The sequence below is a fragment of the Paenibacillus anaericanus genome (genome assembly GCF_003994475.1).
GTDB classification, from domain to species: Bacteria; Bacillota; Bacilli; order Paenibacillales; family Paenibacillaceae; genus Fontibacillus; species Fontibacillus anaericanus.
Genome location: NZ_RZNY01000002.1, coordinates 20732 through 46545 on the forward strand (window position 1 = coordinate 20732; position 25814 = coordinate 46545).

The following is a 25814-nucleotide window of genomic DNA, read 5'->3' on the forward strand; positions in this document are numbered from 1 at the left end:
TACTACACCCAGTAAGAGTTCGTGCGGATTACCAGATTCGTGATAGATCTCCATCCGGATGGTTGCCGCAACGACGGTAATCATCAAAGTCGATTCCAAGTGAGTATTTACGCCGTATAGAATCGAGCCCTGTAGCCAAACGAACATAATATTCAAGCGAAGCGTTATGTTGATCATGGAATTCAGATTGTGGACGAGGAATCCAAACCATATACACAGTGGAAACCCCTTTCTCCGCTAGATCTTCCGCTTCTTCAAGGGTGGCCTTGAGTGCATCCTCCTCTTTGGTGAAACCATAAGGCCGAGCTAGTTCTACACCACTTACAATGCCGGTATTTACATTTCCTTTGCCAAAAATACCGACAGCACGCACCAGCCTGTTCTTCCACTCCTGATAGCCGATCCACTCGGCCTTCCCCGGGCAAATCCAATCGAATAATCGCTCGTTCAGCACCTCGATATCTGCCGTATAACTCATCACTCCAGTTTCGTTGTACAAACGTTCCAACTGTTTCTCATTGAAGGCAGTGGCGATCAGTTGAGAGGGAAATTTCGGCGTGTTGAAGTATTGTCCAATGGCCTGCAACAGCTTAATATAATAGTTCACTTCCTCGTCAAAAGGTTCTACTCCCCTGGTATCCGACCCTGCCGTAAGTGTAATGCTCGAATATCTTCCAGGTTGCTTCAACGCTTCCCCGACTACCTCACCAACCTCTTGAGGATTTAATCTCGGGTGTACGCCCAGGCCCGTACGCTGATGTTTCAAGTGGTTAACAATATCACAGTATTTGCAGCCATTGTCGTTCTCCCAGAAGTGGCAGTAGCTTGATGGCATAATCTGCAATCTCTGCGGTCTAGCCGTCACCACAAACTCCATGGGTTTCCCCTTCGAGGTGAGCTTGTCATAAAAAGAAGGCTTCGGCCAATATTCCACCTCTTCAATCACCTTATCTCCATCCAACAGAACCAATTTGTCTCCTAGATAATCCACTACATAGGGATTAAGCTCAGCTGGAGTCGGGTCCGTCAACAACGTTGTTCCATCTCGCAGCAGGAGAGACTCTGGGAGTGGTGTAAGTTGATCATCCCGGGACCCAAATAATGCAGCTCCCCGCACTTGGTGAATCTGTGGATTGAATACGGTAAGTGCCCGATCCGAATACCTCACCCCTCGCCGCTGAGCATCAATCTTAATCGCTACCAACCTTGGGAATTCGGGGAACTTCTCTAGCACTTCATCCAACGTTAAATCCCGATCGAGTATTCCAGTTTGACGCAAAGCCATAAAGCATACCTCCCATTTTCTCTTCAAAATGTGGAACAAAAAAGAGACCGAAATTCATTAGCGGCAATTTGCCGGCATGAACATGCGGTCTCCAGTAGATCTGGTCAACTTTGTGTAATGTGGCTTGAAACTGTCAGTGCCACATTAAAATCTATATAGTATCTATGTATGTACCGGAGTGAGACTCCGTGTCTGAAATGTTACTCCACATTCTAGGCGGTACATTCTGCGCTGTCAATCCCTTTTTACACATTTAATTCCAATCTCCTTATTCATCATCTCTAGAAACTGGCGAGAGACGGAACTGAAGGTAGATGGCGAGTGTATGTTGATACCCGACATTACGGAGAAAAACATTTGTGCATACACTCCAGAATCTACTTCTTGCTTATATAGCCCCCTCCGCTTTCCTTCCTCCAAATTGTCTTGTAACAGCTTCACCGTATATTCCCTTAGGCGGTCAAAGCCATCCTTAACTTGAGCGTTGTGTTTGGAGTAATAAATCATAGTTGCGTACAGATGACTGGTATTGGGATCATTGGCGTAACGATCAAAATAATTCATGAACAGCTCAAAAAAAAGGATTGGATCGTCACTTTCTTTTCGCAGATTCTCAAGGGTTTGAAATCTTCTGTCCTGCTCATTATGGATGCTGGCTACAAGTAACTCTTCTTTGTTGGAGAAATAGCGATATAATGATGATCGGGTAATTCCCGCCGCCCTTGCTATATCCTCCATATCGATGTCCTGAAATGTATGTTTGGAGAACTCCTCCACTGCTGCAGCTACAATCCTATTCTGCATAGAACGGATCTCTGCAAGGTCTATTTCTCCCCTATCCCGTATATTATCAAACAACTCCTCCTTCGAGGAAAAGTGTTGATAAAACGTTGACTTGCTTATTTTGCATTCGCTGACAATGCGTGAAATACGAAGAGCTTGAACCCCCTCGTTATTCATAATGTGGTTCGCGGACTCCAGAATTTGCTCCCGCACTGATTCATTGTGAGTCATCATGGTCTCCTGTCATGGTTCAGTTCATAGCGCCATTCTATATGGGAAACCCGGAATCCGTCAATTTGACTTATCCAGACTAAAATTCACTTGACACATCGGATTACTAGAATTTATATTGGAAGACAATAACATAATGACTTAAATCACCATCAGCCGATCGGTCTACTGAAGGCGTTCAATGGTTGTTCCTACTTGGGAAAAGCTATGTTCAGTCTGTAGACAAGAATGTCTGTATGGTTTTTTTGTTGTTCATAAAACCAAGGATTTTAATGCGAATAATCAATAATCTGAAGGGAGCTGCTCATTCATGAATGTATTCTGGTTTATTCCAACCTATGGCGATGGCAAATATTTAGGGACTGATAAAGGAAGTAGGGCAGCTACGCCAGCGTATTTCCGGCAAATCGCTACAGCTGTTGACGATCTAGGTTTCGACGGAGTGCTGATCCCCACCGGACGAGGTTGTGAAGATGCTTGGGTCATCGCATCATCCCTTATTCCTTTAACCAAGAGACTCAAATTTCTTGTCGCCATCCGTCCAGACCTTATGTCTCCGACGCTCGCTGCCAGAATGGCAGCTACTTTTGACCGTAGTTCTGAAGGTCGCCTTCTGATAAACATAGTCACTGGAGGAGACACAGAAGAGTTAGAAGCGGATGGTGTTTTCCTTAATCATGACGAGCGTTATGAACGTGCAGATGAGTTTCTAACGATATGGCGTCAGGCTATCAAGCAAGAGGAAACCACCTACTCTGGTAAACACATTCAGGTAAACAAAGCAAAAGTGTTGTACCCCACTGTTCAAACCCCTTACCCACCGCTGTATTTCGGAGGATCTTCGGATGCAGCAATACGGACGGCAGCTAAGCATATCGACGTTTACCTCACTTGGGGAGAACCACCGGATCAGGTAAAAGCCAAGATTGACGCCGTTCGGCTCCTTGCGGCACAGGAAGGACGCACCGTCCGATTCGGAATTCGGCTCCATGTTATCGTACGGGAAACACGCGAGGCGGCCTGGAAAGCGGCTGACGAATTGATCTCTCATTTGGACGACGACACCATTGCTCGTGCCCAAAAGGTATTTGCCAAAATGGACTCCGTAGGCCAAAAGAGAATGTCTGATCTTCATAACGGAGACCGTACCAAGCTTGAAATTAGCCCGGACCTCTGGGCCGGTGTTGGTCTTGTACGTGGTGGTGCCGGAACAGCACTTGTAGGTGATCCTGAAACCGTGGCCGCCAGAATGCAGGAATATGCTGACCTCGGAATTGAGACCTTTGTATTCTCTGGATATCCGCATCTAGAGGAGGCCTACCGAGTGGCAGAACTTCTATTTCCGCATCTTCCGCTAACTGGACGTGATTCAAACCGAAATAAACTAACTTCAAGCATCAAAGGTGAGGCTGTTGCGCTTGGAAATGCAGAGAAATGAATAATAAAGGAGGAACTATCCAATGAAAAGGTTAGGAAAAAGTAGAACATTAATCTTGTTAATCGCACTACCTTTCTTGATTGCCGGCTGCGGTAATAGCGGAACGAACTCCTCATCTGGATCGAACAGCCCTACCGCCGCTCCAGCGGATACCAGTACTGAAACTGCCGCCCCTTCCACATCGGAAGCAACCAAGCACTATGAAGGAGTGACGCTTACTCTTGGTATCCAACCTGCTCCAGGACCCTATGCTCTCGCCCGAAGCAAAGGCTGGTTTGAAGAAGAGTTTGGTAAAGTTGGCGTCAAAGTAGAATTTGCTGAGTTCCAAACGGGCCCTCCCATGACCGAAGCCATCGCTGCAAACCGTCTGGACTTTGCTGGGTTGGGCAATCTTCCGGTTGTTACCGCTCAGGCTGCTGATATTAAATTCACCGAGATATCTAACATCATCGAAGGAAAAAACAATGTTGCCATCATTGTACCTAAGGGCAGCAAGATTACAAAAGTAGAAGAATTGAAGGGTAAGAAAATAGCTGTTGCAAAAGGTAGCAATGCCTATAACTTTCTATATCGAGGGTTGGACAAAGTTGGCCTGAAACCAACAGATGTAGAAGTCATACAACTTCAACCGAACGAAGCTCAACCTGCCTTTGAAACTGGAGCTGTTGATGCATGGGCCACTTGGGATCCGTATATAACAACGAACGTTCTCACTGGAAAAGCCACCATCTTAACTGACGGTGAAACGCTTGGCGTCCTTTCCCCTTCTTTCTTGATTGTCCGTACTAAGCTTGCTCAGGACTTTCCTGAGTTGGTCACAACCTTTCTAAAGGTTTATGAGCAAGCCCGTGTCTGGGAGAGTCAACATGAGGATGAGGCTAATAAGCTGTACGCAGAGCAATTTCAGATCGATGAAACGGTCCTCAAGGCGCTTCGGGAACGAAACGCAGCCGTCAATCTACCGATAAGTCCTGAAGTGATTGAACAACAGCAACAAACAGCTGATTTCCAATTTGAGCAGCAGACCATCCGCAAGAAAATCGATACCTCCACGATTGTAGATAACCAATTTATCGAGCAAGCCATTAAGGATGCGGCCCAAGAACCGAGACCATGAGGTGAACCCATGCAGCCAGTCCATACAGAGAAGAAGAGTATTCTATCCAACTCATTGAGTACAGTGAAAATAGAAACGTCTATCCAAATCCAGAGTAAGAATGCAAGAATCACCTTGATTAAGGGTCTTGTGCTACCCCTTGTGATTCTCATCGTGTGGGAGGTCGTGGGTACGGTTGGACATATTAGTCCAACCGTCCTTCCCACTCCCCACCTCATTGCCGAGGAATTTTATCATCTTGCCCAGTCCGGTCAGCTACTTCTACATCTTCGCGTTTCGATTTGGCGCTCCCTTCTTGGCTTCCTACTCGGAGCCTCAATCGGATTTGCCTTCGGTGTTTGGTCTGGTTTCTCTCGCCTAGCAGAGAAGCAATTGGATCCATCCATTCAAATGTTGCGTACCGTTCCACATCTGGTTATTACACCATTGTTCATTTTGTGGTTTGGCTTTGGCGAGATGTCCAAAGTCCTCTTGATTGCCTTAGGTGCCTTCTTTCCCATCTACGTTAATACATTTCTCGGAATACGCTCCGTGGATTCCAAGTTATTTGAGGTAGCTCGAGTACTGAGTTTTAATCGCAGAGATCTCATCACGAAGTTGATCATTCCAGCCTCCCTTCCCAATATACTGTTAGGCATTCGACTATCACTCGGGGCAGCTTGGCTTGGGCTTGTTGTGGCTGAAATGATGGGTTCTAGTGCGGGCGTTGGTTTTCTGATCATGGATGCAAGATATTTCTCGATCACTTCTTTAGTGTTCGTAGGCATAATTATTTTTGCTATTGTGGGGAAATTGACCGATTCCTTGGTTAAGTTATTAGAGAAGCGGCTCCTCCGCTGGCGTGATAGTTATCTAGGTGACAATCCATGATGCTGTCGTCAGCAATTAGGGGGAGGAAATATTTATGTTAAGTAAACTTCCGGATTCTGTGCAAGCCTGGATTTTACCTATTGTTGTTCTTCTACTGTGGCAGGTAACCGGGGCATTAGGTCTTATCTCATCCGCTCTTTTGCCTACCCCATGGGATATTGGCGTCCAATTCATACAGCAACTCCAAAGCGGTAAGTTATTAATTCACCTTGAAATAAGTATAGTGCGGGCTGCTATAGGATTTGGGTTAGGAGGATCACTTGGCCTGATTCTCGGGCTAGTCGTCGGTGTCTCTAAGCAGACGGAACAATATCTGGATCCTACCCTACAAATGCTGCGGACGGTTCCACTTTTATCTCTCATTCCGTTAATTATCTTGTGGTTTGGTATTGGACAGCTTTCTCAAGTGATTCTAATTGCGTTTGGTGCTTTCTTTCCTTTATACGTCAATACATTTAATGGTGTTCGTGGCGTGGATCGCAAGTTATACGAGGTGACTAAGGTTCTGCAATACTCTAGGCTACAGCTACTTTTCCGCCTGATTGTGCCTGGAGCTCTTCCTAATATATTACTTGGCATCCGACTTTCTCTTGGGATTGCTTGGCTGTGTCTTGTGGTTGCTGAGCTTATGGGGGCCAGTTCTGGTATTGGATATATGATTTCGCAAGCCAGAGAATATTCGCAAACTGCTGCTGTATTCGTAGGTATTGTTATTTTCGCCGTTGTTGGTAAGTTATCCGATTCCATCGTACGTTTGCTAGAGTCCAGATTACTTCGCTGGAGAGATGCATACAAAGGGTGATCTCACTTCATCCTATACGTAATATTTTCATTTCATTACCTGAAAGGTTAGGTGTTCATATGGCATATCCCGATCAAATTTTTATAAATGGAACGGTTATCACATTCGACAAAGAAGATTCCACGGTTGAAGCCGTAGCGGTACTTGGTGACCGTATTATCGCTGTAGGTAGTACCAATGACTTACTGTTGCAAAAAGGACCCGATACCGAAATCATCGATCTTCAGGGAAACACCATATTACCAGGTTTTTTCGAAGCACATGGCCACTTTCCGGGCAGCGGATTTCTAGAAGTAAAAGGCGCTCTCTTGTGGAGCCCTCCTCGCGGGTCAATCACCAATATTGCAGAACTAATAGCAGCTTTACAAGAAAAGGCGCAGAACACACCAGCCGGACAATGGATTACAGGCTTCGGTTACGACCCATCCAAGCTGAAGGAGAAACGTCATCCTAATCGGTATGAACTGGATCAAGCTTTTCCAGAACATCCTGTCTGGATTACTCACAATTCTGGTCATATGGGCGTTGCCAACAGCAAGGCGCTAGAAATTGCGGGTATCACCAAGGAAAGCTCTGCCCCCGTTGAAGGATTGATTGAGCGCGATACGAAAGGTGAACCGACCGGGCTTATACAGGAGAATGCCAAATTGATAGAATCGTTCATTCCTCCGCTTACTGCTGAACAGTTTAAAGAGGCAATCGCACTCGCCAATCGTGATTATGTGGCCCAAGGTATCACCACAGCGATCATAGCTGGAGGAATCGACCCTAAATTCTTTCACGGTGCACATGACAAGGGACTATTAGATATTCGCCTAATAAATATCTCCTTCTACAAACCCGATTCTGTACCGGATCACGTGGATACGGATTGGGTTAAGTCGAAAGGTGCAAAGTTGTTTCAGGACGGCTCCATTCAAGGGGATACTGGATGGTTGACCAATCCATATCATCAACCTTACTCAGAAGAAGATCCTCTATTTAGAGGTTCTCCCATTCATAGTAGAGAAGAATTAACGAAATTAATAAGTGCAATCCATTCGAGTGGACGTCAGGTGGTGATTCATGCGAATGGCGATGCTGCAATTGATGATGTGCTATTCGCTATTGGGGAAGCACAGTCGAATGATCCACGCCCAGATGCCCGTCATCGTATTGAGCATGCACAGACTGTCCGCGAAGATCAGTTAGACAGGATCAAAGAACTGGGAGTAACGCCTTCTTTCTTTAATGACCATGTATTTTATTATGGTGACGATCACCGTGATTTCTACTTGGGTGAAGATCGAGCTCGGCGTATTAGCCCCCTTAAGTCTGCTGTAGATAGAGACATTCGCTTCACCTTGCATAACGATACACCTGTCACACCAGCAAATCCGTTACATTTAGTAAATGTTGCAGTCAATAGATTGACTTCGAGCGGTCAGGTGTTAGGTCCTGAATATCGAATTACTCCCTATCAGGCTCTGCGTGCCATCACTATCGATGCGGCCTGGCAAGCATTCGAAGAGCAAGACAAAGGATCAGTAGAAGTCGGGAAATTAGCTGACTTAGTCATCCTCTCCTCTAATCCACTAACCTTCGATCCAACCAAGCTCGAAGAGATCTCCATTCTGCAAACAATAATAGGTGGTCGCGTTGTCTACAAGAAGGCAACTGTTAACGTATAAACTAGGTAAATAAAAGGATCATCCGGTTGTTTCGCGGATGATCCTTTTTTGCGTATGCCCTGAAATCAGTGCTTGACAAGAACCAGCATGCCAGTGAAGTTTTGGAGGAATGTGAACAAGCAAAGCGTTCGCCTTTAAATGAGAATTTCTACCACTATATTTGTATATTAAGAAATTCTCATTTAACAGCGATGGTAACATCCTCCAAAACGTAACGTTACTTCCCGTCTTATATAGTCAAGGACTGATTTGGATTCTAAGTTTATTCTTTAGTTAGCAGATCATCCACAACATCCTGGAGTGTCACAGCTTCCAGAGTGGTCTCCATCGCTTTCTGCGCCTCAGAGAAGATCGGTTCAATCGTACTCTGGATGTTGCGTCCCACAGGGCACTTAGGATTGGCCTTATCATGTACGGCAAACAAAGCATCCTCTTCAACAACATGAACGGCACGATAAATGTCGAGTAACGTGATATCCGATAGTTCGCGTGCTAACTTTGTGCCGGCAACTCCCGGTCGAACCTCGACAAATCCAGCCTTGTTAAGCATACCTATAATTCTGCGAATCACAACGGGATTCGTATTCACACTTCCAGAGAGATACTCCGATGTGCTTACGCCCTCTTTATTGATTTCTAGCAGTGTCAGAATATGAATGGCAACAGCAAAACGTGAGCTAATCGTCATAAGTACTCCCCCCTTCTCACAATCTAATGTAACAATCATAGTTACAAACGAATCAATTTGTCAATAGAGCTTGTAACAGTCTATCCTCAATAAAAACCATTGACCCTCACACTAATGTTAGGGTTTATACTATAGTTACACCCCAAACTCTTCGACGAAAGCTGAGGTCATCCTTATGAAAATCGGTGAATTATCCAAGTTAACCGGAGTAAGCATTCGATCACTGCGATATTACGAAGAGCAGGGTCTGATTACATCTAACCGTATGGAGAACGGTTATCGGGAATATCATGGCTTAATGACTGAGCAGGTGAAGACGATTCAATTTTACTTAAGCCTCGGTCTGACAACGAAGCAAATTTCCGGGTTCCTGCATTGTGTGATGACAAGTGAAGAAGCATTCTGTAAGGAGATCATGCCTGTGTATCGTAACAAACTGCAAGAATTAAACGATCAAATCTCCCTACTGTCTGCTATCAGATCGAACCTTGAGGAACGAATGAATTACCTTTTACAAGAAAACCCCGATTTGAAGGAGGAAGAATACCATGACAATCAAACGAGTGAGCGAACATGAATTCCAAACCGATCTACAGACGCAAGGAATAACGTTAGTGGATTTCGATGCACCTTGGTGCCCACCATGCAAAGTATTATCCCCGATCCTTGAACAACTCCATGAGGAACTTGGTGGAACAGTTGACGTGCTAAAGGTGAACTGCGACGATAATCCCGCACTGGCTTCCAAGTATGGTATTATGTCGATGCCCACAGTTATACTATTTAACAATGGAGAACCTGCCGAGAAATTAGTTGGGTTACGACCTAAAGATGTGTATACACAACTGATCGCTAAATACGAAGACTTGAATTCTTAATATCGTCAGCATGGCACTGAAATAAACAAACAAGGACATCGAGTCGCACTCCCATGCGATCCGATGTCCTTGTTCCATAAGTCATCTCATTCATAAATCAGAATGCCTCGCAATTGCTTCGCTTGTTCAATGTAAGGGCCTTCAGATAAATTGTTGAAAGCAAGATGTGTAGCTCGCAAGCTAAGTAGTTTGTCCCCTACATTTACACCAAATTCATTCCACGTCTTTGTTGGAAGAGTAATATAACCCTCTTTGTTCAAGTAGGCCCAACAGAATGTACGCTCTTTAAACACAATCGTGTGTCCTTCCGGAATTTCAAAATTCTGAAGCTCAGGCATGCTAGCGAATACTGCAGCGAGAGGCGAATTTGGGATTAAATCCTTACAGACTACACTGAAGCCTTTAGTAGTATTACGTCCTGTCATTAAAATTACTTTAGATTCGGTTTTGATATTGTATTCCTGCAGGGCTTGTTCCGGCAGGTAAAAAGATCCATCAGGAAGTATTTTGCTCCAAGCGTAAAAGTACTTTCCGCCTTTGGCGACTACTGCCATACTAATCATCCCCCTGAGATTTTATGATTACCTCTGTATAAGTTAATCATCTCCCATGCCAAGGGGCTGTAGATATGATTTTGATCACGATTCCAAAACAAATGGAATAAAATTGGAATTATCCTGTCAATTCCTCTACTTTATCACTAAAAAACAACTCATAGATACGCACTACAATGATCTTGGCCATCATATAGACAGGTATAGCTAGAATCATGCCTAGGATTCCACCGAAGTCCCCTGCTACAAGTAGCAGAATGATCGTCGTTAATGGATGGATACTGATCGTTTTGCCGTATATATAGGGAGAAATCAAATTCCCTTCAATTTGCTGTGCAACAACGACGATAACAATAACCCATACTACCATGGACGGTGAAACTGTAAATGCAACGATTACGCAAGGTATCGCACCTAGAAGTGCACCGAAATAAGGAATAAAATTAAAGAGTGCTCCCACGACTGCAAGCAGTAGTGAATAAGGTAGACCGATAAGCCAAAAACCTAGAAGGGTCATGACAGCTAGCAACAGAGCACTGATCATTCTCCCAGCAATAAATCCTTTAAGTGCATGGTTTATCTCGTGAACCACATGCTCGGTATCTGGCCGATATTTCTTCGGGGTAAGTCGAACTAGGGTTGGTGTTACTCGATCATCTTCTTTGAGCATGTAGTACAACATAATCGGTACCGTACCAACAACAATAAAGAAATCATTAAGAAATGAGAACACATGAGTCATATAACCAGTAGCTAATTCGAAACCTGAATTAATATATTCCGTTATTTTATCAGTAAGTTGCGTATCCCCACTATTAAACATCGAAAGGAACTTACTACTCCGAAAATCATCCATTTGGATCTGCAACTGCTTAATCAGTTTGGGGAGATTACTAACAAAATCCGTGACCTGAAATTGTAAGGGAGGCCATACAACAATTAGAAAGATCGTGACCACACCAGCAAATAGCAAGTATATGAGTAGTATTGATAAGATCCGGTTTAACTTCTTGCCTTCTAGATAGTTTACGATGGGGCGAAGTAAATAATACAGAAATCCTGATACCGTTATGGGTACGAGCAAGATTTGAAGCATAGTGATCAGTGGATTGAATATAAAAGTGACTTTTGACAATAAAAAAATAATCGTTAGGACCATTATGATCCCAAGGCTGATTCGAAAAAATGGTTTTCGCATCAAATGTCTATTCCCTCCTTTTATCAACCAAATAGAGAAACAACCTGCTGTTATTCAGGCAGGTTGTCCCAAGCGGCATCTAGAAGACTATCAAAAGCTTCATCATTCTGTTCAATATAAGCATCAACTAAAAGAAATTGCTCTTCATCACCAGGCTCTCCAGCAAAATGCAGGCTGTAATCCCAATCATTTCCTCGCTTACTGAAGAAGGTAACCTCATAATTCACTTTGTGTGTTTCTACCTGAAACACGGTCTTCCCTATGTAGGTACCGTCCTCCTGCTTGTTCATTTCCGCTGTAATAATATTCAATTGCATAATTTTTGACTCCTTTTCTAGTACTATTACCTAAATATGCTACAATTTTAGACATAGTTAGGCTATAATCAAATTTTGATGTTTAGGTGCGTCATTTATTGCTTACAATATCGTATCATGTTTTTCGTTAATATCAAGTTGACTCATTCGAGGTGGAATTGCATTGCCGAAGCCGAACAAATCTTGGAATCCAATAACCCCAGCTAAAACCATAACCTATGGATTTGCCGTTATTATTTTGATCGGTACTTTCCTCCTTTCTCTCTCTATTTCCTCAGCAGATGGCCAAAAGCTCGATTTAATTGACGCATTTTTCACCGCTACTTCTGCCACTTGCGTGACGGGTTTAGCGGTCGTCGATACGGGCACTCAGTTCTCCTTGTTCGGACAGATTGTTGTAATAACACTTACCCAAATTGGTGGCCTCGGATTCATGGCTATGGGTACATTGATCGCATTAGCATTCAACCGCCGCATCTCACTACGGGAACGTCTCGTGCTACAAGAAGCAATGAATCATAACTCCATGGAAGGACTATTCTCGCTGATCCGCCGGGTGATGATATATTCACTGGTTATTGAGGCTGTAGGTGCCGTACTACTAGCAACAAGATGGTCGCTCGATATGCCGCTTTCACAAGCCATTTATTTCGGTGTGTTTCACAGTATCTCTATTTTCAATAATGGCGGTTTTGAATTATTTGGAATGATCACGGGTCCATTTACTGGTTTGACCGCATACGCTAGAGACCCCTTCGTCAATATTGTGTTCATGATCCTGATCTTCCTTGGTGGCATTGGGTTTATTGTCATGTCTGATTTACTAAATTTCCGCAGCACTCGTAGGTTATCGTTACATTCAAAGATAGTGCTCAGCATGTCGTTTACCCTCATTATGATCGGCGCTCTCGCGATTTTTACGATGGAGATTACTAATCCGGCTACACTCAAGTCTTTGTCACTTGGAGACAGCATTTTTGCTTCCTTCTTCCACTCGATCAGTGCGCGTTCTGGGGGTGTAAGCACCGTCAGTGTTGCAGATATGAATCAATCTACTCAGTTCCTACTCATATTGCTGATGTTTATTGGAGCCGCACCAGGCTCGACAGGAGGTGGGATCAAAGTTACGGTATTCGCTATCCTACTTGGAGCCATGTATGCCATGGTGAGAGGGAAAGAAGACATCGTCTTTTTCCGCAAGCGGATATCTAAACAATCTATTTTAAGAGCCATAACACAAACCTGGTTGGCCCTCTTCCTTGTTATTTTCGTAGCCATGATTTTATCTGTATTCGAGGATCGTGGATTCCTTGTGCTTTTATTTGAAACAACATCGGCCTTTGCTACGGCAGGTCTTAGTCTTGATCTGACACCAAAGTTAACGGATATCAGTAAAATTCTACTCAGTCTCGTCATGTTCTTAGGTCGTGTTGGACCGCTGACACTGGCGTATGCAATTACGTCGAAAGCGAGTAAAGAACCTTACCGCTATCCTGAAGGAAAAATAACCATTGGTTAAAAAAATATAGGAAATGGATGGATAGCTTTTTGCAATAGTAGTAAGATAGTAAGGATAAGATACTTTATACATTTGGAGGAATAGAGATGTCCCATTTTCAAGAAAAATTAGAGAAATACGCTGAATTAGCAGTAAAAGTGGGTGCTAATGTTCAGAAGGGTCAAACTTTGATCGTAAATGCGACAATTGATTCTGCTGAATTGGTGCGTATTATTGTTAAACAAGCTTATGAAGCAGGTGCAAGATCCGTCAAAGTCAACTGGACAGACGATACAGTAACACGTCTTCGTTACGATATGGCTGCTGAAGAGTCATTCCTAGACGAACCTAAATGGTATGCAGGTGAAATGCTTGAATTAGTAGAGAAGGGTGCTGCTGTGCTGCATGTCATTTCTTCCGATCCAGATCTACTCAACGGCGTATCTTCTGAACGACTAACAAATCATCAAATCACATATGGTAAGGCTATGACCAAATATCGTCAACTTCAAATGTCTGACAAATTCAGTTGGTCAATCGTAGCTGTTCCATCAAAGGCTTGGGCTGCTAAAGTGTTCCCTAATCTACCGGAAGATCAACAAGTAGACGCGCTGTGGGAAGCTATATTCCGTACTGTACGGGTTGATCAAGAGGATACGTTGGGAGCTTGGGAAGCGCATATCGCGAATCTTAATACAAAAGCACAATATCTAAATGACAAGAGATATCACGCTCTTCATTACTTAGCCAAAGGAACAGATCTTACGATCGAGTTACCACAAGGACATCTATGGGTTGCTGCTGATAGCATTAATGCGCAAGGTAACTCATTCCTCGCTAATCTTCCGACAGAAGAAGTGTTTACGGCTCCACTCAAAACAGGAGTTAATGGCACCGTGGCTAGCACAAAACCACTAAGTTACAATGGTAACATCATTGACGGCTTCTCCATTAAGTTTGAAAAAGGACGTATCGTCGATTTTAGCGCCGAAGTTGGCGAAGATACCTTGAAACAACTCGTTGAACTGGATGAAGGAGCACATTATCTAGGAGAAGTAGCGCTTGTTCCTCATGGCTCCCCTATTTCTCAATCCGGCATTCTATTCTACAATACCCTCTTTGATGAGAATGCTTCTAATCATTTGGCTATTGGGAATGCCTATGCATTTAACCTTGAAGGCGGTAAATCCATGTCTCAAGAAGAATTAGAAGCGCATGGCCTTAATCACAGCCTTACTCATGTAGACTTTATGGTTGGTTCAGCCGACATGAACATTTTTGGTATTACTAAAGATGGTAAGGAAGAACAAATTTTTGCAAACGGAAACTGGGCAATCTAATACTATATGTTAAAAAGGGTCAAGTCGTGGATACATCCACCGACTTGACCCTTTTTCTGTTACACATCACAGCAAGAAGCCCCAAACCAATCCCTGCGGGGCTGGTCTGGGGCTTCTTAAGAATTATTAAAGTGCCTTACGCTTTTTCAGTAGCAAACGCAGGATTTACATCTCCAGTTGCTTCTGGCGCTACTTCACTTGGAGCTTTATTCGATGTCCGAAGTGGAAGCTCTTTAAGGAAGAATACAAGCACGAATGCTACGACCATTACGATGGTACCTGTTAAGAATACAGATGATAACGTACTACCAAGTGCTTCGCGGATGTTCGCGATCATTTGTGCGAATAATGGTTGTGCATCTGCAGGCAGACTAGCCTGAGTCTGTTCGATCAATGGTTTATTCATCAGCATACGTGGATTTGCGAAGGAGAGTATTTGCTCTGTTATCTTAGGATCCAGCGTGCTGAAGTCTGGTGCGTTTGAAGAATGCATCGCATTTGTAAGATTTTTGGCAAGACTGTTAGACATAACCGTCCCCATCACAGCGATACCAATTGTACCACCCAAGTTACGGAACAACTGAGAGGATGCTGTTGCGACACCCAAATCTTTGTGAGCCGCTGCATTTTGCGTAGCCAATGAGAATACTGGCATCCCGAGACCAAGACCAAGTCCGAACACGATCATACTAAGAACGGCTACCGCAACACTGTTCATAACGACCATGATCCCCATACCTACGATCATGATTGGCATTCCTATTACAGCATAACGTTTGTACTTACCGCTTTTAGCAATCAGTTGCCCAGTTATTGCACTAGTGATAACCATGACGATAGACATCGGCATCGTTACATAACCCGAAAGGGTTGCAGAAATTCCAAGTACGCCCTGTACAAAGAATGAAATATAAATCATGGCTCCCATTAAACCAAAGTTCATAATAAACCCGATAATATTTGAAACAGTTATGACACTGTTCTTGAATAAGTGCAATGGAAGTACTGGATTCTTTGCCTTTGACTCAATGAAGATGAAGATAATGAGCGAAACTACTGTTACTGCGAGAAGTCCAATAATTTGTCCTGAAGCCCATGGATATTCTGTACCAGCCCATGAGAAAGCGAGCAATAACGGTACAATAGTTGTTGTCAGGAATAGCGAACCTAAGTAATCGATACTTTCCCCTGGTTTGCGTTCTCCCTTCGGAAATAACGTCAAGATCATGATGAAAGCTACGATACCAAGAGGTAGGAAGATCCAGAATAACCAGTGCCAATCCACACGGTCAACTAAGTAACCGCCAAGTGTTGGTCCAATTACGCTAGAGAAACCGAATACTGCGGTCAAAAGTCCCATCCATTTACCACGCTCACGAGGTGCGAACAAATCCCCTACAGCCGTAAATGCAGTCGATTGAATGATCCCGGCACCAAGTCCTTGAATACCACGATAGAATATGAATTGATAAACGTCTGAAGAAGTACCTGTTAAGAAGGCACCCACCATAAATAATAATATCCCGATTAATATAAAAGGTTTACGTCCGAACATATCGGAAAGTTTCCCGACAAGAATGGCAGCAATGGTTGACGTCAATAAATAAATATTGATCGTCCATGTGTAGTAATCCATGCCATCAAGGATTGCGATAATCCGCGGCATCGCGGTGCTTGTTATCGTCTGATTGATGGCAGCAAAGAACATCGCTGCCATGATGGCAATCATAATTGAAAGTTTACGCTTTTTAGATAAATGCTCCATAAAATTCTCTCTCCATCTCTCTTTTAGTCTGTGTGATCTGTATGATCTATACTTGAAAGCATTTTGCCGAAAATTCGTCTCAAATGCTCAATGTCCTCTTCAGGTAATACATCGAAGAACATGTGAATCGTTTCCTTCTGACTCTCCGTTACCTTTCTAATAATTTCTTCTCCTTTCTCCGTAATGGTGATAAACACGATTCTACGATCATTCTCTGCTCGTTCTCTCTTCACATATCCCTCTGCAAGTAACTTATCCGTAACACCCGTAGTTGCTGCAGGTGTGATGCCAAGCGAATCCGCAAGCTGGGATACCTTCAGAGGCCCTCTCTTATTCAGCCTGTAAAGTGCCTTAAATTGGGCAAAGCTAAGATTGTATTCGTTACTCTTCTTCCACTCTTTTGAGATATTTTTTACTAAGGTTCGGAAGTTCGAGGACACTTCAAACAATACTTCATTCTTATTCAAACCTAGCTCCTCCTTAAGAATAGCTCCGATTAAGGGAGACTACGCTCGCTATTGCTTGTTATTATATCTAAAAATTAATTAAGTAGTTAATTACTTATTAATTAATTATTAAACCGTATAACAATATATCTCGATTTAAACTTTGAGTCAAGAAATAAATGAATGAAACGATCATGAAAACTTGTCCAATTACAGAAAACAAACAGATCACAACCGTAATGCTACAGTTGAGATCTGTTTGTATGCTTATACTATTTTTTTGTTGGCTCAAATCCAAAAAGATGATTGCACGCAAACCACTGTAACGGAACTCAGCGATCTTATTTGCGATTTAATCCACTATTCTGGATTGTAACGGAACCAGCAGACGTTATTTTATGATTATTGATGCATTAGAGCATCATCCTGAGGAAATAACGTCGTTCAGTTCCGTTAAAATTCTTCTTGACACTCACAACTCAAAATAAGGGCTACTGGTTCCCTTAGATTAACGTCATTGATCTCATTGATGAATGAATCCATCAAGCACTAATCGGTCGGTACTTGTATTAGTTTTCATTTGAAATTACTTGAACCTGAGTTCGCTGAATAATCATAGCTGCAATACCAAGCAATGTCAGTGCAGCGATAAATGTGGCAAGCATCCAAGATGAAAATTGAGCACCACCAAAATCCATTCCTTTACCCATGAGTAGTGGCAGTATTGCACCTCCTACTCCACCGGCTGCGATCAACATACTTGGCGTAGACCCCTCTGCTCCAGGCAACAGTTTGTTTGCAAAGACGAGCGCAATAGAGAACAAACCGGAGAGAAATAGTCCTATCAGCATAATCAGGACTGTCATCATAGTTAGTCCTTCTGCTATGGAGAATAGGGCAAACAGCGCCAAACTAATTGCACAGCTCCACACGACATATCGACTATAAGAGATTTTCTCGGCTATGAAACCACAGAAGAAGCGCCCCACAGTCATCGCGATCCAGAACAGGGTTACGCTGAAGGCTGCTGTTGATTTATCAGTACCTAGTTTCTCAATCAGTAGTGACGGAAGAAAATTAACAAAACTCATCTCCATCCCTACATAAAGAAAGAAGAAAACGATAAACACGATTAAGAGTAGTCCTCGGACACCTCGATATTGAGAGAAAAAGCTCTTCTTCTCTTTCTTTGTTTCTTCCTTAGTGTCTAGTAGCTTGTTCAGTTCTCCAAAGTTCTTCTTATACCAGACGATGAACATGACCAATGCCATTAAAGAGACGAATAAGAACGAATATCTCCACAATTCGGCCTGAATAAGAACACCCGCTAATAGTGGCATGACTAAAGCTCCAATCCCAAAGAAAACTTCCAACCGACTCATGGCGATGGCTGTTCCCTCCGTTATTGCTACTATAATTAGTGTCCCGATTACCGCTTCTATCATACCGAATCCAAAACCTGCTAGTGAACCAACGACATACATCCATTCCCAAGGTGGGAGCATGGTGTAACATAACTCTGCTAAACACAACAAGCCAATTGCAATGATCAATCCCGTTCTTTTACCAAACTTCGAAAGAATGAATGGTGATAGAGAGACACCTATAAGGAATCCTGAGAATTGGGCAAAGATCAAGCTACCTCCTGCGCTATAATCCTTTCCGTAATACTGAAGTAGGTCCGGCATCAACGAACCGACGACTACATGGGCGAGACCGATCAGTAAATATGACCAACTGCCCATCCATACTAAAGTCTTCATTTGTACTCCTTCCACGATGCAAAGTGGTCCTTATGTAACCGGAGCATCATTATTCTATGTAATCGATGACCAACCTCTCTATTGTAGATGAAAGTGATCGATGCGTCACCCTCTCCTACTATTTCTAATATTAAGGTCTAATCACATGGGAAAACCTACCTTTAGGTATTCAAATGAGGTAAGATGAATAAGAGAGAATCAAAATACTTGTCGCTATAGATAGAGAGGAGACTACCATGCCGGAACGGTTGGAATGGCTACTAACAACAAACTTTCACGACCTGACCGATCATGTTCAGGAAGAAGTTTATTATGCCTATTATGATTTTGTATATGGGACGATCCACTATATCGTCAAAGACCATCAAATAACGGAGGATATCATTCAGGAATCCTTCCTCAAGGTAATCCACAAAATGCCGACATTTGATAAGGAAACTATCATGCGAGCTTGGATGAAAGTAGTGGCTAGAAATTCTACAATAAATTTTTTGCGAAAAAACAAAAAATTTCGTAACCATGTTGACATTGAAAGTGTCTATATGGATATAGAGCCTCTAGTCTCTAATGAACCTTCAGTTGAGCGAACTATAGAAATCAAAATGATGGAAGAATCCATTATGAAATATCTACATAAGTTAAAGCCCGAATATAGACTACTGATGGAATACCGGTGGAAACAGGGGATGAGCTATAAGGAAATAGCCGAGCAGCTCAATATTTGCGAAGATGTTGTTAGACAACGGCTTTATCGTACGCGTGAAGGAATCAAAAAGATGCTGTTCAGAGAGTGGGGTAATGATCATGAAACCATCCGATCCGTGGAATCCCGATTATCCTGAAGAATATGAAGAACTCTTTGAGGAGGCTTTTGACAAAGCCACCCAAACATCTTCCTTATATTCCATGGCTGATAAGCAAAAATCTTGGCAAACCGTTCAACAGCGGATTAAGCTTGAAAAGAGACGTCGGAAGCGGCATCAGCGTTTTCGCTTAGCAATCCTTGCTGCTACTTCGATGATCATAGGTGGCATGCTGTTCAGCCAACCACTATTAACTCAAGCCGTCTCCCCCATCTATCAGAAAATGACAAACTGGGGTGACGGAATGAACAAACTAGTCTTCGGAAATAATACTAGTCAAGGTGATGAGGCAAAGGCGAAGACACCACCCCCACCGGAAGCCGAGATGGAAGAGAGTCCACCCAAGGCTGAACTTATTGCATCAGGTAGTTATACTCCTGTTTCGATAAGCATGGATGAAGCTAGAGAGGTATTGCCTTTTGATCTCCCAGAGATCACGTATATCCCTGATCGATTCAGCTTGGAAACTGTGGAATTAATGGATCCACCTAATCAAGAACAAGCTGATAGCTTGTATATAAGATATTTTAGTCTTGAGGACGAGCAGCTCAGAATGTTATTTAATCTCATCCATGAGAACGAGACGATTACTTCTATAACAGATGAACATACAGAAACGCTCATATTAGATAATGATACGATCGCTTATTATGAAGCTGGTAGATTTTCTTCCTTAACCTTTACTATAGGGAACGTACTTGTCAAAGTCTTTGGGAATGTCGATAAGGAAGAATTGCTGCAAATCGCTAACAACTTTAAATAAATATCAAATAACGGGTGTCCCTATATTAATTGGGACACCCGTTATTTATTATATAGCGGTGCTACGCACCAGCTTCTTGTATGGGAATATAATGCTGTTTGAGTAGTTTGACACGAGCAATTCGCTTGTTGTCGGTCTCTTCTACTACGTATAGATCTCCCTCATAATGAACGGATGCTCCGATCTGTGGAGGTAATATTTCAATTCGCGAATATAACCATCCGCCAATCGTATCATAATCTTCTGAGTCTAATGATAAGCCAAAACGATCATTAATTGATTCAATTAACATAAGTCCATCAATTGAATAAGAATCTTCCCCAAGTTGCTCGATACCAGGTCGTTCTTCATCGAATTCGTCCTGAATCTCACCTACAATCTCTTCCACAATGTCCTCAAGTGTTACCATACCTGAGGTACCACCGTATTCATCGATCAAGATCGCGATTTGAGTTCTTCCTCGCTGCATTCGTTTCATCAGATCACTGATGTGAATCGATTCCGGTACAGCCATGATAGGACGAAGTAATTCTAGGTAGTCTGAAGTATTCGAACGGATCAAATCTTTAATATGAAGAAAACCTATAATATGATCTTTATCGTGATTGCACACTGGATAACGCGTTCGAGTTCCTTCCAGAGCAATTTCCAAGTTTTCATCTAATGAATGTCGGGTGTATAAACAAATCATTTCCGTCCGAGGGATCATAATCTCCCGAGCGGTGGTATCCCCAAATTCAAATATGTTATCGACTAACGACATTTCTGCGCTGTCGATCAGCCCGCTCTCACTGCTCTCTTTCATCATGATTCGGATTTCCTCTTCCGTATGCAAGGAATCTAGCCCCGAATCCCGTTTGATCCCAAACAGTTTAAGTAAAGCTGAAGATAGAACATTAAGTACCCAGATGAACGGATACATCAGTAGATAGAACAACTTCATCGGCCTAGCCAACAATAACGTGATCGTCTCGGCCTTTCGAACAGCAATAGTCTTAGGTGCCAATTCACCAAGCACGATATGCAATAACGCAATTAGCATAAAAGCAACGGCGAGCGAGACAATGTGTAGCGGTTTCTCGCTAAAACCAAGCATTTCGAATAGCGGGTAGAGCATCGTTGCTACTACAGGCTCTCCTAGCCAACCAAGTCCAAGCGAACACAGTGTAATACCTACTTGGCAAGCTGATAAATATCCGTCAAGATTGTTCAGTAAACTTTGGACAATGATAGCACTTTTACGTCCTTCTTCAGCCAGATTATCGATACGGCCACTCTTGATTTTGACAATTGCAAACTCAGCCGATACAAAAAATCCGTTAAGTAGAACCAGTAACACCATCAATCCTAATTGAAAAAGACTCGGCAAAGGGTCACTCAATACATTTCCTATTCCCGCCTAAATTGCAGAGAATAGGTGCACCTCCTTCGTGGTTTGTAATGATAAAGATATGGTTGTTGGTTATTCTTATATATCGTCAATTTCCCAATGGATTCATCTCCTCGCATTATATATTATATTATACACTACACAGTCAAACCCTTCCGTATGACTCAGGTACGGGCGTGACAGCCTTTTTAATTTTAGGGGACTGTTAGCCGTTTAATATTATTCTTCCCCTTGAAATTTATAAAATATTGGATTATAGTGTTAGTGTGTATGGTGTGCATGTAGTTAATACACAGTTGGATTAGTGCTTATTGTCGCTGGAGGTATTCGATGAAAATAATAATTAAAAATGCATCAGATCAACCTTTATATCAACAAATCAAAGATCAAATCAAGGATGCAATCCTAAGCAATGAACTACAAGAAGGAGAATTACTCCCCTCTATCCGGTCCTTAGCGACGGATTTGCATGTGAGCGTACTTACGACTAAGAGAGTCTACGCAGAGCTTGAAACCGAAGGCTATATCGTTACCAAAGTTGGAAAAGGTACTTATGTAGCCTCAGAAAACTTAGAGCTACTAGCTGAATCCAAACGACTTATGGTGGAATCCAAGCTAGTAGAAGCCTGGACAATGGCTCGAACTTTAGGAATTAATAAAGAAGAACTCTATTCCATGATGGACCTACTTTTCGAAGAGGAGAATGAATGATGGATACCATTTTAGAAGTAAGTGATCTTAGTAAGTCTTTTGCAAATTTTAATTTGAATCATGTGAATTTCTCACTCAAAGAGGGTTGTATTACTGGTTTCATCGGTATTAATGGCTCGGGGAAGACAACAACGATCAAAACAATCCTTGGGCTCATTCTTAAAGATACAGGCAGCATTACATTCCTTGGTAAAGAGCTGGCTGATCATGAACGAGAACTAAAGAACCGGATCGGCGTGGTCCTAGATGATGGTTATTTCTATGAGGAGATGACGCTAAAAGAAATGAAGAGTGTTATTGCCCCTGCCTATACGAATTGGGACGATGCTATTTTCCAGAGCTATATGAATAAGTTCAAATTACAAGTTAACCAGAAGATATCTACTTTATCTAAAGGAATGCGGATGAAGTACGCTATAGCATTAGCATTATCTCATCATGCGGATCTATTAATTATGGACGAGCCAACTAGTGGGCTTGATCCCTTGGTGCGAAGTGAACTAATGGATATACTACTAGACTTCATGAAAGAAGAAGGCAAAAGTGTATTCTTCTCGACTCATATCACTTCTGACTTGGATAGAATAGCGGATATGCTTATTTTAATTGATAAAGGGAACATTCTATTTAACGAGGAGAAAGATCAGTTGCTAGAAACGCATGCCATAGTGAAGGGCGATACTAGGTTATTAAATGAACAAACGCGGAAATTATTCTTAACCCTACGTGAAACTACATACGGATTTGAAGGTATTACTCACGACATCCACATTGTGCGTCAACATATGAAGGATGTAGTCATAGAAAAGCCAACCATAGAACAGATTATGCTGGCACATATAGGGGGTCACCAACATGTTAATTAGTCTTGTGCGAAAAGATTTACTCATTGTAAAAAAATATCTACTCCTTATGTTCATTTTCGCCATTGTTGGACCTATATTTATCTCTTCAGAATTAAAATTTCTAAATGGAAGCTTTATTGGCTTCCTGATCACTGTTCTATTCTTGGAATACATTATCTTCAATTCCGTGTCCATGGCAGAAGACAAATATAAAGGTTCCGCATTACTTTGTACTACCCCGTACACGCGGGATGCTGTAGTCAGAGCCAAATATCTCTTTGTCCTGGTTATATTTATCATCAGCCTTATTACATATACGCTTACAGCATCCGTAACACCGCTAGGCCTAGAGAGATTGAATATTACGAATGTCGGGATATCGCTTCTGACACTCAGCTTCTTCTTCGGTGTTCTAATACCTGTTCAATTTAAGTTCGGCTATGAAAAAACGAAGATGTTTTTCTTTTTTGTTGTATTTCTGACGCCATTTATATTCCCTACTATCGTTCAGTGGCTTCAATCACATAATCTGGAGATGAGTATCATGCTTCCTCTTCCCCATATTATCCAAGTATGTCTTCTTTACTTGATATCACTTTTGATTACCTTTATATCCATGCTACTATCTAAACAAATCTATGCGAAAAAGAATCTATAAGTGAAATCAAAAAAAGGGCTGGTCCTTCACAGGATTAGCCCTTTCGCATACCGTTATTTGATTCTTAAATTAATGTCACCGTGAATCCGGGACGGGTAATCGGAGATCGTGAGCTTTAACGGACTTTGATAGTCTGCTTTCTTGATATACTGGTACACATTTCCGTCGGAAGTACCTCCACTTCCGTTCGAATCGTATAATTGTCCCGTCGCATCACTGTAACTGTTCTCGAATAAGCTGTACGTTCGATTCTCATCAAGTGGATCGTCATTCTTTAGATGGAAGGTAAGCGTGTTATGTCCGTCTTTCTGAGTGATGCCGGCTTGATCAAATGTGAGCCGATCATCTGGCTGAGAGAGCAGTTCCTTACGATCGAGATCAACTAGTACCTCAAGCTTGCTCTTATCGAGAGCACGGATACTATTAGCTCGTAAATATAGCTGGTTTGGTTGTCGGAAATAGTTACTCTGGAAATAGAGTACCTGTCTATTCTCATCAATTAACGTAGCGGATATGCCGTTATTGATCGTACCAAACGTTTCGCCTTGCTCATCTTCAATCCGAATATCATCAAAGGCAAATAGCTCCTTCGTGTTGGATGGGTCGTAAGTTACCTCTAGCCCGATCCGAGTCGGGTAGACGGTCATTGTCCCAAAAGTTATGCACTGTCCTTCAATGCTCACCGTTTCATTGATATCATACGTTTCCTTCAATCCCTCAAATTTGCTCTTATCAACAGGGATTACATACTTCCAGACTGGACCATTCCCCGCTGTCTCTCTATCCTTGCCGACCTTAAGTTCCAGATCCAGGGTGTCAGGGATATCTGCTCCTTCATGTATATTAAAGTCGATCGTTCCTTGTTTGCTCTCCCAATCTTCATTGAAATACGACGAACCGAATGCGACAGATGTTTCTTCGTTATTCATCAATTTCACTTCTTGCAGATTTACGGCCTGCTTTCGCCCGTCCATGTTGTACAAAGTGTAGAATACGATAACCCGAGATTCATCGGCTAGAAATCCATCTACCGTGAGTTTGATACCGTCATGCTCATCCGATAGGCCAACCGGCTGCATATAATTATTTTCCAAGGCGAGTGTGAGACCCTTATCGGAATTGATAAGCTGAACAAGCGACCGGAGTCCGGGTATGTCACCGACATAAGCCGCCACAACGGGAGAGAAACGGACCGAAGCTACAGATGCCAGAACCAGTAGGCACGCACTGAAGGTAGTAATTCGCGCCATCATCCGCCGTCTTTTGCGTTTCCTACCGAGCGACATGCCGTTAGCTACCGCCAGCTTCACTTCGGATGGGATGGTAATCTCATCCACATGCCCTTTCATCGCCGTAAGTTCTGGCCACTCCTGCTCGTTATCTTCGTGATTCTCATGCATAAGGTTCACCGTCCTTCTCCAGTCGTTTGCGTAGTCCACCAAGGGCTTTATGTAACCAAGTTTTAATTGTTCCTTCCGGTTTCTCCAGTGTTCTTGCAATCTCCGTAATGGTCAGATCGTGATAATATTTCAGTTGAATGACTTTCTGATAGTTGGCATCCAACTGTTCAACCGCCGATTCGAGTAGCATTTTCTCAAGCAGTGCAGTTTCACCGCTTCCCAAATGGGGCTCTATGGAGGTAGATGAGGGCTGTCGTCCTCCCTGTCTACGCTCCCGCTTCTTGAGTTCATCGGCACAGTAATTCATCAGAATACGAATCAGCCAACTCCCGAAATAATTAGGCTCTTTCAATTTACGTATCTGCATATACGCACGACATGTTACTTCCTGTACAGCTTCCAGCGCATCGGTCTCATTCTTCAGATAAGTATAGGCGATCCGATACAGTTTCTCCTCATATTGAGTAATGAGGCTGTAGAAAGCAGCATCATCGCCACGTTTAGCTGCAAGTGCCAGCAAATCGTTATTCATGTATTTCCT

At 42.7% G+C, this 25814-nt stretch carries 26 protein-coding genes; 14 read left to right on the top strand and 12 right to left on the bottom strand.

Annotated elements, in window-relative coordinates:
* Positions 1-28 precede the first annotated feature (28 nt).
* Together EJP82_RS02370 and EJP82_RS02375 are read right to left on the bottom strand one after the other, a co-directional pair.
* Positions 29-1285, bottom strand: a complete 1257-nt coding sequence (locus EJP82_RS02370) for a radical SAM protein (RefSeq protein ID WP_127190428.1) — start codon at positions 1283-1285, stop codon at positions 29-31.
* Between the two features lie 234 nt (positions 1286-1519).
* Positions 1520-2302 (bottom strand): TetR/AcrR family transcriptional regulator, encoded by a 783-nt coding sequence (locus EJP82_RS02375; protein ID WP_127190429.1) that lies wholly within the window; start codon positions 2300-2302, stop codon positions 1520-1522.
* A gap of 307 nt (positions 2303-2609) precedes the next feature.
* On the opposite strand from EJP82_RS02375, the gene ssuD reads away from it, so the two are divergent.
* From ssuD to EJP82_RS02400, 5 genes are read left to right on the top strand one after another with little or no spacing between them, the layout of a single operon-like run.
* Complete coding sequence (gene ssuD / locus EJP82_RS02380; RefSeq protein WP_127190430.1) at positions 2610-3737, top strand: FMNH2-dependent alkanesulfonate monooxygenase; 1128 nt, start codon at positions 2610-2612, stop codon at positions 3735-3737.
* A gap of 22 nt (positions 3738-3759) precedes the next feature.
* Positions 3760-4854, top strand: coding sequence for an aliphatic sulfonate ABC transporter substrate-binding protein (locus tag EJP82_RS02385; RefSeq protein ID WP_127190431.1), 1095 nt, complete (start codon positions 3760-3762; stop codon positions 4852-4854).
* A 9-nt stretch (positions 4855-4863) separates the two neighbouring features.
* A complete protein-coding gene (locus EJP82_RS02390) occupies positions 4864-5724 on the top strand; it encodes an ABC transporter permease (protein ID WP_127190432.1) in 861 nt (286 codons plus the stop codon).
* A gap of 34 nt (positions 5725-5758) precedes the next feature.
* The gene (locus EJP82_RS02395) at positions 5759-6526 is read left to right on the top strand and encodes an ABC transporter permease (RefSeq protein WP_127190433.1); all 768 of its coding nucleotides are present in this window, start codon (positions 5759-5761) and stop codon (positions 6524-6526) included.
* Positions 6527-6585: 59 nt separating this feature from the next.
* Positions 6586-8196, top strand: coding sequence for an amidohydrolase (locus tag EJP82_RS02400; RefSeq protein ID WP_127190434.1), 1611 nt, complete (start codon positions 6586-6588; stop codon positions 8194-8196).
* 262 nt (positions 8197-8458) lie between these two features.
* Here the strand turns inward: EJP82_RS02400 and EJP82_RS02405 are convergent, their stop codons facing one another.
* Complete coding sequence (locus tag EJP82_RS02405) at positions 8459-8884, bottom strand: Rrf2 family transcriptional regulator (protein ID WP_127190435.1); 426 nt, start codon at positions 8882-8884, stop codon at positions 8459-8461.
* Positions 8885-9059: 175 nt separating this feature from the next.
* Between EJP82_RS02405 and EJP82_RS02410 the strand changes: the two genes are divergently transcribed.
* Together EJP82_RS02410 and trxA are read left to right on the top strand one after the other, a co-directional pair.
* Entirely contained in the window at positions 9060-9461 is a 402-nt protein-coding gene (locus EJP82_RS02410; protein ID WP_127190436.1) for a MerR family transcriptional regulator, read from the top strand.
* Complete coding sequence (trxA, locus tag EJP82_RS02415; RefSeq protein WP_127190437.1) at positions 9433-9762, top strand: thioredoxin; 330 nt, start codon at positions 9433-9435, stop codon at positions 9760-9762. Before EJP82_RS02410 ends, trxA begins: the two co-directional genes overlap by 29 nt.
* Positions 9763-9848: 86 nt before the next feature.
* Here trxA and EJP82_RS02420 read toward each other — a convergent pair whose 3' ends face one another.
* The 3 genes from EJP82_RS02420 to EJP82_RS02430 form a co-directional block, all read right to left on the bottom strand.
* Positions 9849-10316, bottom strand: coding sequence for a hypothetical protein (locus EJP82_RS02420; protein WP_127190438.1), 468 nt, complete (start codon positions 10314-10316; stop codon positions 9849-9851).
* A 118-nt stretch (positions 10317-10434) separates the two neighbouring features.
* Positions 10435-11514, bottom strand: coding sequence for an AI-2E family transporter (locus EJP82_RS02425; RefSeq protein WP_127190439.1), 1080 nt, complete (start codon positions 11512-11514; stop codon positions 10435-10437).
* A 50-nt stretch (positions 11515-11564) separates the two neighbouring features.
* Positions 11565-11831 (bottom strand): hypothetical protein, encoded by a 267-nt coding sequence (locus tag EJP82_RS02430; protein ID WP_211350029.1) that lies wholly within the window; start codon positions 11829-11831, stop codon positions 11565-11567.
* Positions 11832-11994: 163 nt separating this feature from the next.
* Here EJP82_RS02430 and EJP82_RS02435 point away from each other — a divergent pair, with 163 nt between their 5' ends.
* Complete coding sequence (locus EJP82_RS02435) at positions 11995-13350, top strand: TrkH family potassium uptake protein (protein ID WP_127190441.1); 1356 nt, start codon at positions 11995-11997, stop codon at positions 13348-13350.
* A gap of 86 nt (positions 13351-13436) precedes the next feature.
* Positions 13437-14669, top strand: coding sequence for an aminopeptidase (locus EJP82_RS02440; protein WP_127190442.1), 1233 nt, complete (start codon positions 13437-13439; stop codon positions 14667-14669).
* A gap of 136 nt (positions 14670-14805) precedes the next feature.
* On the opposite strand, the gene EJP82_RS02445 is transcribed toward EJP82_RS02440, so the two are convergent.
* From EJP82_RS02445 to EJP82_RS02455, 3 genes are all read right to left on the bottom strand, one after another.
* Positions 14806-16434 carry an MDR family MFS transporter gene (locus EJP82_RS02445; protein WP_127190443.1) on the bottom strand — a complete coding sequence of 543 codons (1629 nt, stop codon included), beginning with the start codon at positions 16432-16434 and terminating at the stop codon, positions 14806-14808.
* A 23-nt stretch (positions 16435-16457) separates the two neighbouring features.
* Positions 16458-16901, bottom strand: a complete 444-nt coding sequence (locus tag EJP82_RS02450) for a MarR family winged helix-turn-helix transcriptional regulator (protein WP_127190444.1) — start codon at positions 16899-16901, stop codon at positions 16458-16460.
* Positions 16902-17449: 548 nt separating this feature from the next.
* On the bottom strand, positions 17450-18643 hold the full coding sequence (locus tag EJP82_RS02455; RefSeq protein WP_127190445.1) for an MFS transporter: 1194 nt from the start codon (positions 18641-18643) through the stop codon (positions 17450-17452).
* A gap of 236 nt (positions 18644-18879) precedes the next feature.
* On the opposite strand from EJP82_RS02455, the gene EJP82_RS02460 reads away from it, so the two are divergent.
* Both EJP82_RS02460 and EJP82_RS02465 read left to right on the top strand, forming a co-directional pair.
* Positions 18880-19485 (top strand): RNA polymerase sigma factor, encoded by a 606-nt coding sequence (locus EJP82_RS02460; RefSeq protein ID WP_127190446.1) that lies wholly within the window; start codon positions 18880-18882, stop codon positions 19483-19485.
* Positions 19448-20269 (top strand): DUF4367 domain-containing protein, encoded by an 822-nt coding sequence (locus EJP82_RS02465; RefSeq protein WP_170220113.1) that lies wholly within the window; start codon positions 19448-19450, stop codon positions 20267-20269. Before EJP82_RS02460 ends, EJP82_RS02465 begins: the two co-directional genes overlap by 38 nt.
* A 61-nt stretch (positions 20270-20330) precedes the next feature.
* Here EJP82_RS02465 and EJP82_RS02470 read toward each other — a convergent pair whose 3' ends face one another.
* Positions 20331-21650 (bottom strand): hemolysin family protein, encoded by a 1320-nt coding sequence (locus tag EJP82_RS02470; RefSeq protein ID WP_127190448.1) that lies wholly within the window; start codon positions 21648-21650, stop codon positions 20331-20333.
* A gap of 339 nt (positions 21651-21989) precedes the next feature.
* Here EJP82_RS02470 and EJP82_RS02475 point away from each other — a divergent pair, with 339 nt between their 5' ends.
* From EJP82_RS02475 to EJP82_RS02485, 3 genes are read left to right on the top strand one after another with little or no spacing between them, the layout of a single operon-like run.
* On the top strand, positions 21990-22370 hold the full coding sequence (locus EJP82_RS02475; RefSeq protein ID WP_127190449.1) for a GntR family transcriptional regulator: 381 nt from the start codon (positions 21990-21992) through the stop codon (positions 22368-22370).
* Entirely contained in the window at positions 22370-23236 is an 867-nt protein-coding gene (locus tag EJP82_RS02480; protein ID WP_127190755.1) for an ABC transporter ATP-binding protein, read from the top strand. Before EJP82_RS02475 ends, EJP82_RS02480 begins: the two co-directional genes overlap by 1 nt.
* Positions 23226-23873: an ABC-2 transporter permease gene (locus tag EJP82_RS02485; RefSeq protein ID WP_127190450.1), complete on the top strand. Its 648-nt coding sequence runs from the start codon at positions 23226-23228 to the stop codon at positions 23871-23873. Before EJP82_RS02480 ends, EJP82_RS02485 begins: the two co-directional genes overlap by 11 nt.
* A 53-nt stretch (positions 23874-23926) precedes the next feature.
* Here the strand turns inward: EJP82_RS02485 and EJP82_RS02490 are convergent, their stop codons facing one another.
* Positions 23927-25273, bottom strand: coding sequence for a DUF4179 domain-containing protein (locus EJP82_RS02490; RefSeq protein WP_127190451.1), 1347 nt, complete (start codon positions 25271-25273; stop codon positions 23927-23929).
* A complete protein-coding gene (locus tag EJP82_RS02495) occupies positions 25266-25805 on the bottom strand; it encodes a sigma-70 family RNA polymerase sigma factor (RefSeq protein WP_127190452.1) in 540 nt (179 codons plus the stop codon). The genes EJP82_RS02490 and EJP82_RS02495 overlap by 8 nt, the downstream gene beginning before the upstream one ends.
* Positions 25806-25814: the final 9 nt, after the last annotated feature.

Excerpts from the sequence above, each read along its gene's own strand:
- EJP82_RS02370 (WP_127190428.1), bottom strand. The coding sequence starts at position 1,285 with ATGGCTTTGCGTCAAACTGGAATACTCGATCGGGATTTAACGTTGGAT.
- EJP82_RS02375 (WP_127190429.1), bottom strand. The coding sequence starts at position 2,302 with ATGATGACTCACAATGAATCAGTGCGGGAGCAAATTCTGGAGTCCGCG.
- ssuD (WP_127190430.1), top strand. The coding sequence starts at position 2,610 with ATGAATGTATTCTGGTTTATTCCAACCTATGGCGATGGCAAATATTTA.
- EJP82_RS02385 (WP_127190431.1), top strand. The coding sequence starts at position 3,760 with ATGAAAAGGTTAGGAAAAAGTAGAACATTAATCTTGTTAATCGCACTA.
- EJP82_RS02390 (WP_127190432.1), top strand. The coding sequence starts at position 4,864 with ATGCAGCCAGTCCATACAGAGAAGAAGAGTATTCTATCCAACTCATTG.
- EJP82_RS02395 (WP_127190433.1), top strand. The coding sequence starts at position 5,759 with ATGTTAAGTAAACTTCCGGATTCTGTGCAAGCCTGGATTTTACCTATT.
- EJP82_RS02400 (WP_127190434.1), top strand. The coding sequence starts at position 6,586 with ATGGCATATCCCGATCAAATTTTTATAAATGGAACGGTTATCACATTC.
- EJP82_RS02405 (WP_127190435.1), bottom strand. The coding sequence starts at position 8,884 with ATGACGATTAGCTCACGTTTTGCTGTTGCCATTCATATTCTGACACTG.
- EJP82_RS02410 (WP_127190436.1), top strand. The coding sequence starts at position 9,060 with ATGAAAATCGGTGAATTATCCAAGTTAACCGGAGTAAGCATTCGATCA.
- trxA (WP_127190437.1), top strand. The coding sequence starts at position 9,433 with ATGACAATCAAACGAGTGAGCGAACATGAATTCCAAACCGATCTACAG.
- EJP82_RS02420 (WP_127190438.1), bottom strand. The coding sequence starts at position 10,316 with ATGGCAGTAGTCGCCAAAGGCGGAAAGTACTTTTACGCTTGGAGCAAA.
- EJP82_RS02425 (WP_127190439.1), bottom strand. The coding sequence starts at position 11,514 with ATGCGAAAACCATTTTTTCGAATCAGCCTTGGGATCATAATGGTCCTA.
- EJP82_RS02430 (WP_211350029.1), bottom strand. The coding sequence starts at position 11,831 with ATGCAATTGAATATTATTACAGCGGAAATGAACAAGCAGGAGGACGGT.
- EJP82_RS02440 (WP_127190442.1), top strand. The coding sequence starts at position 13,437 with ATGTCCCATTTTCAAGAAAAATTAGAGAAATACGCTGAATTAGCAGTA.
- EJP82_RS02445 (WP_127190443.1), bottom strand. The coding sequence starts at position 16,434 with ATGGAGCATTTATCTAAAAAGCGTAAACTTTCAATTATGATTGCCATC.
- EJP82_RS02455 (WP_127190445.1), bottom strand. The coding sequence starts at position 18,643 with ATGAAGACTTTAGTATGGATGGGCAGTTGGTCATATTTACTGATCGGT.
- EJP82_RS02460 (WP_127190446.1), top strand. The coding sequence starts at position 18,880 with ATGCCGGAACGGTTGGAATGGCTACTAACAACAAACTTTCACGACCTG.
- EJP82_RS02465 (WP_170220113.1), top strand. The coding sequence starts at position 19,448 with ATGAAACCATCCGATCCGTGGAATCCCGATTATCCTGAAGAATATGAA.
- EJP82_RS02475 (WP_127190449.1), top strand. The coding sequence starts at position 21,990 with ATGAAAATAATAATTAAAAATGCATCAGATCAACCTTTATATCAACAA.
- EJP82_RS02480 (WP_127190755.1), top strand. The coding sequence starts at position 22,370 with ATGGATACCATTTTAGAAGTAAGTGATCTTAGTAAGTCTTTTGCAAAT.
- EJP82_RS02485 (WP_127190450.1), top strand. The coding sequence starts at position 23,226 with ATGTTAATTAGTCTTGTGCGAAAAGATTTACTCATTGTAAAAAAATAT.
- EJP82_RS02490 (WP_127190451.1), bottom strand. The coding sequence starts at position 25,273 with ATGCATGAGAATCACGAAGATAACGAGCAGGAGTGGCCAGAACTTACG.
- EJP82_RS02495 (WP_127190452.1), bottom strand. The coding sequence starts at position 25,805 with ATGAATAACGATTTGCTGGCACTTGCAGCTAAACGTGGCGATGATGCT.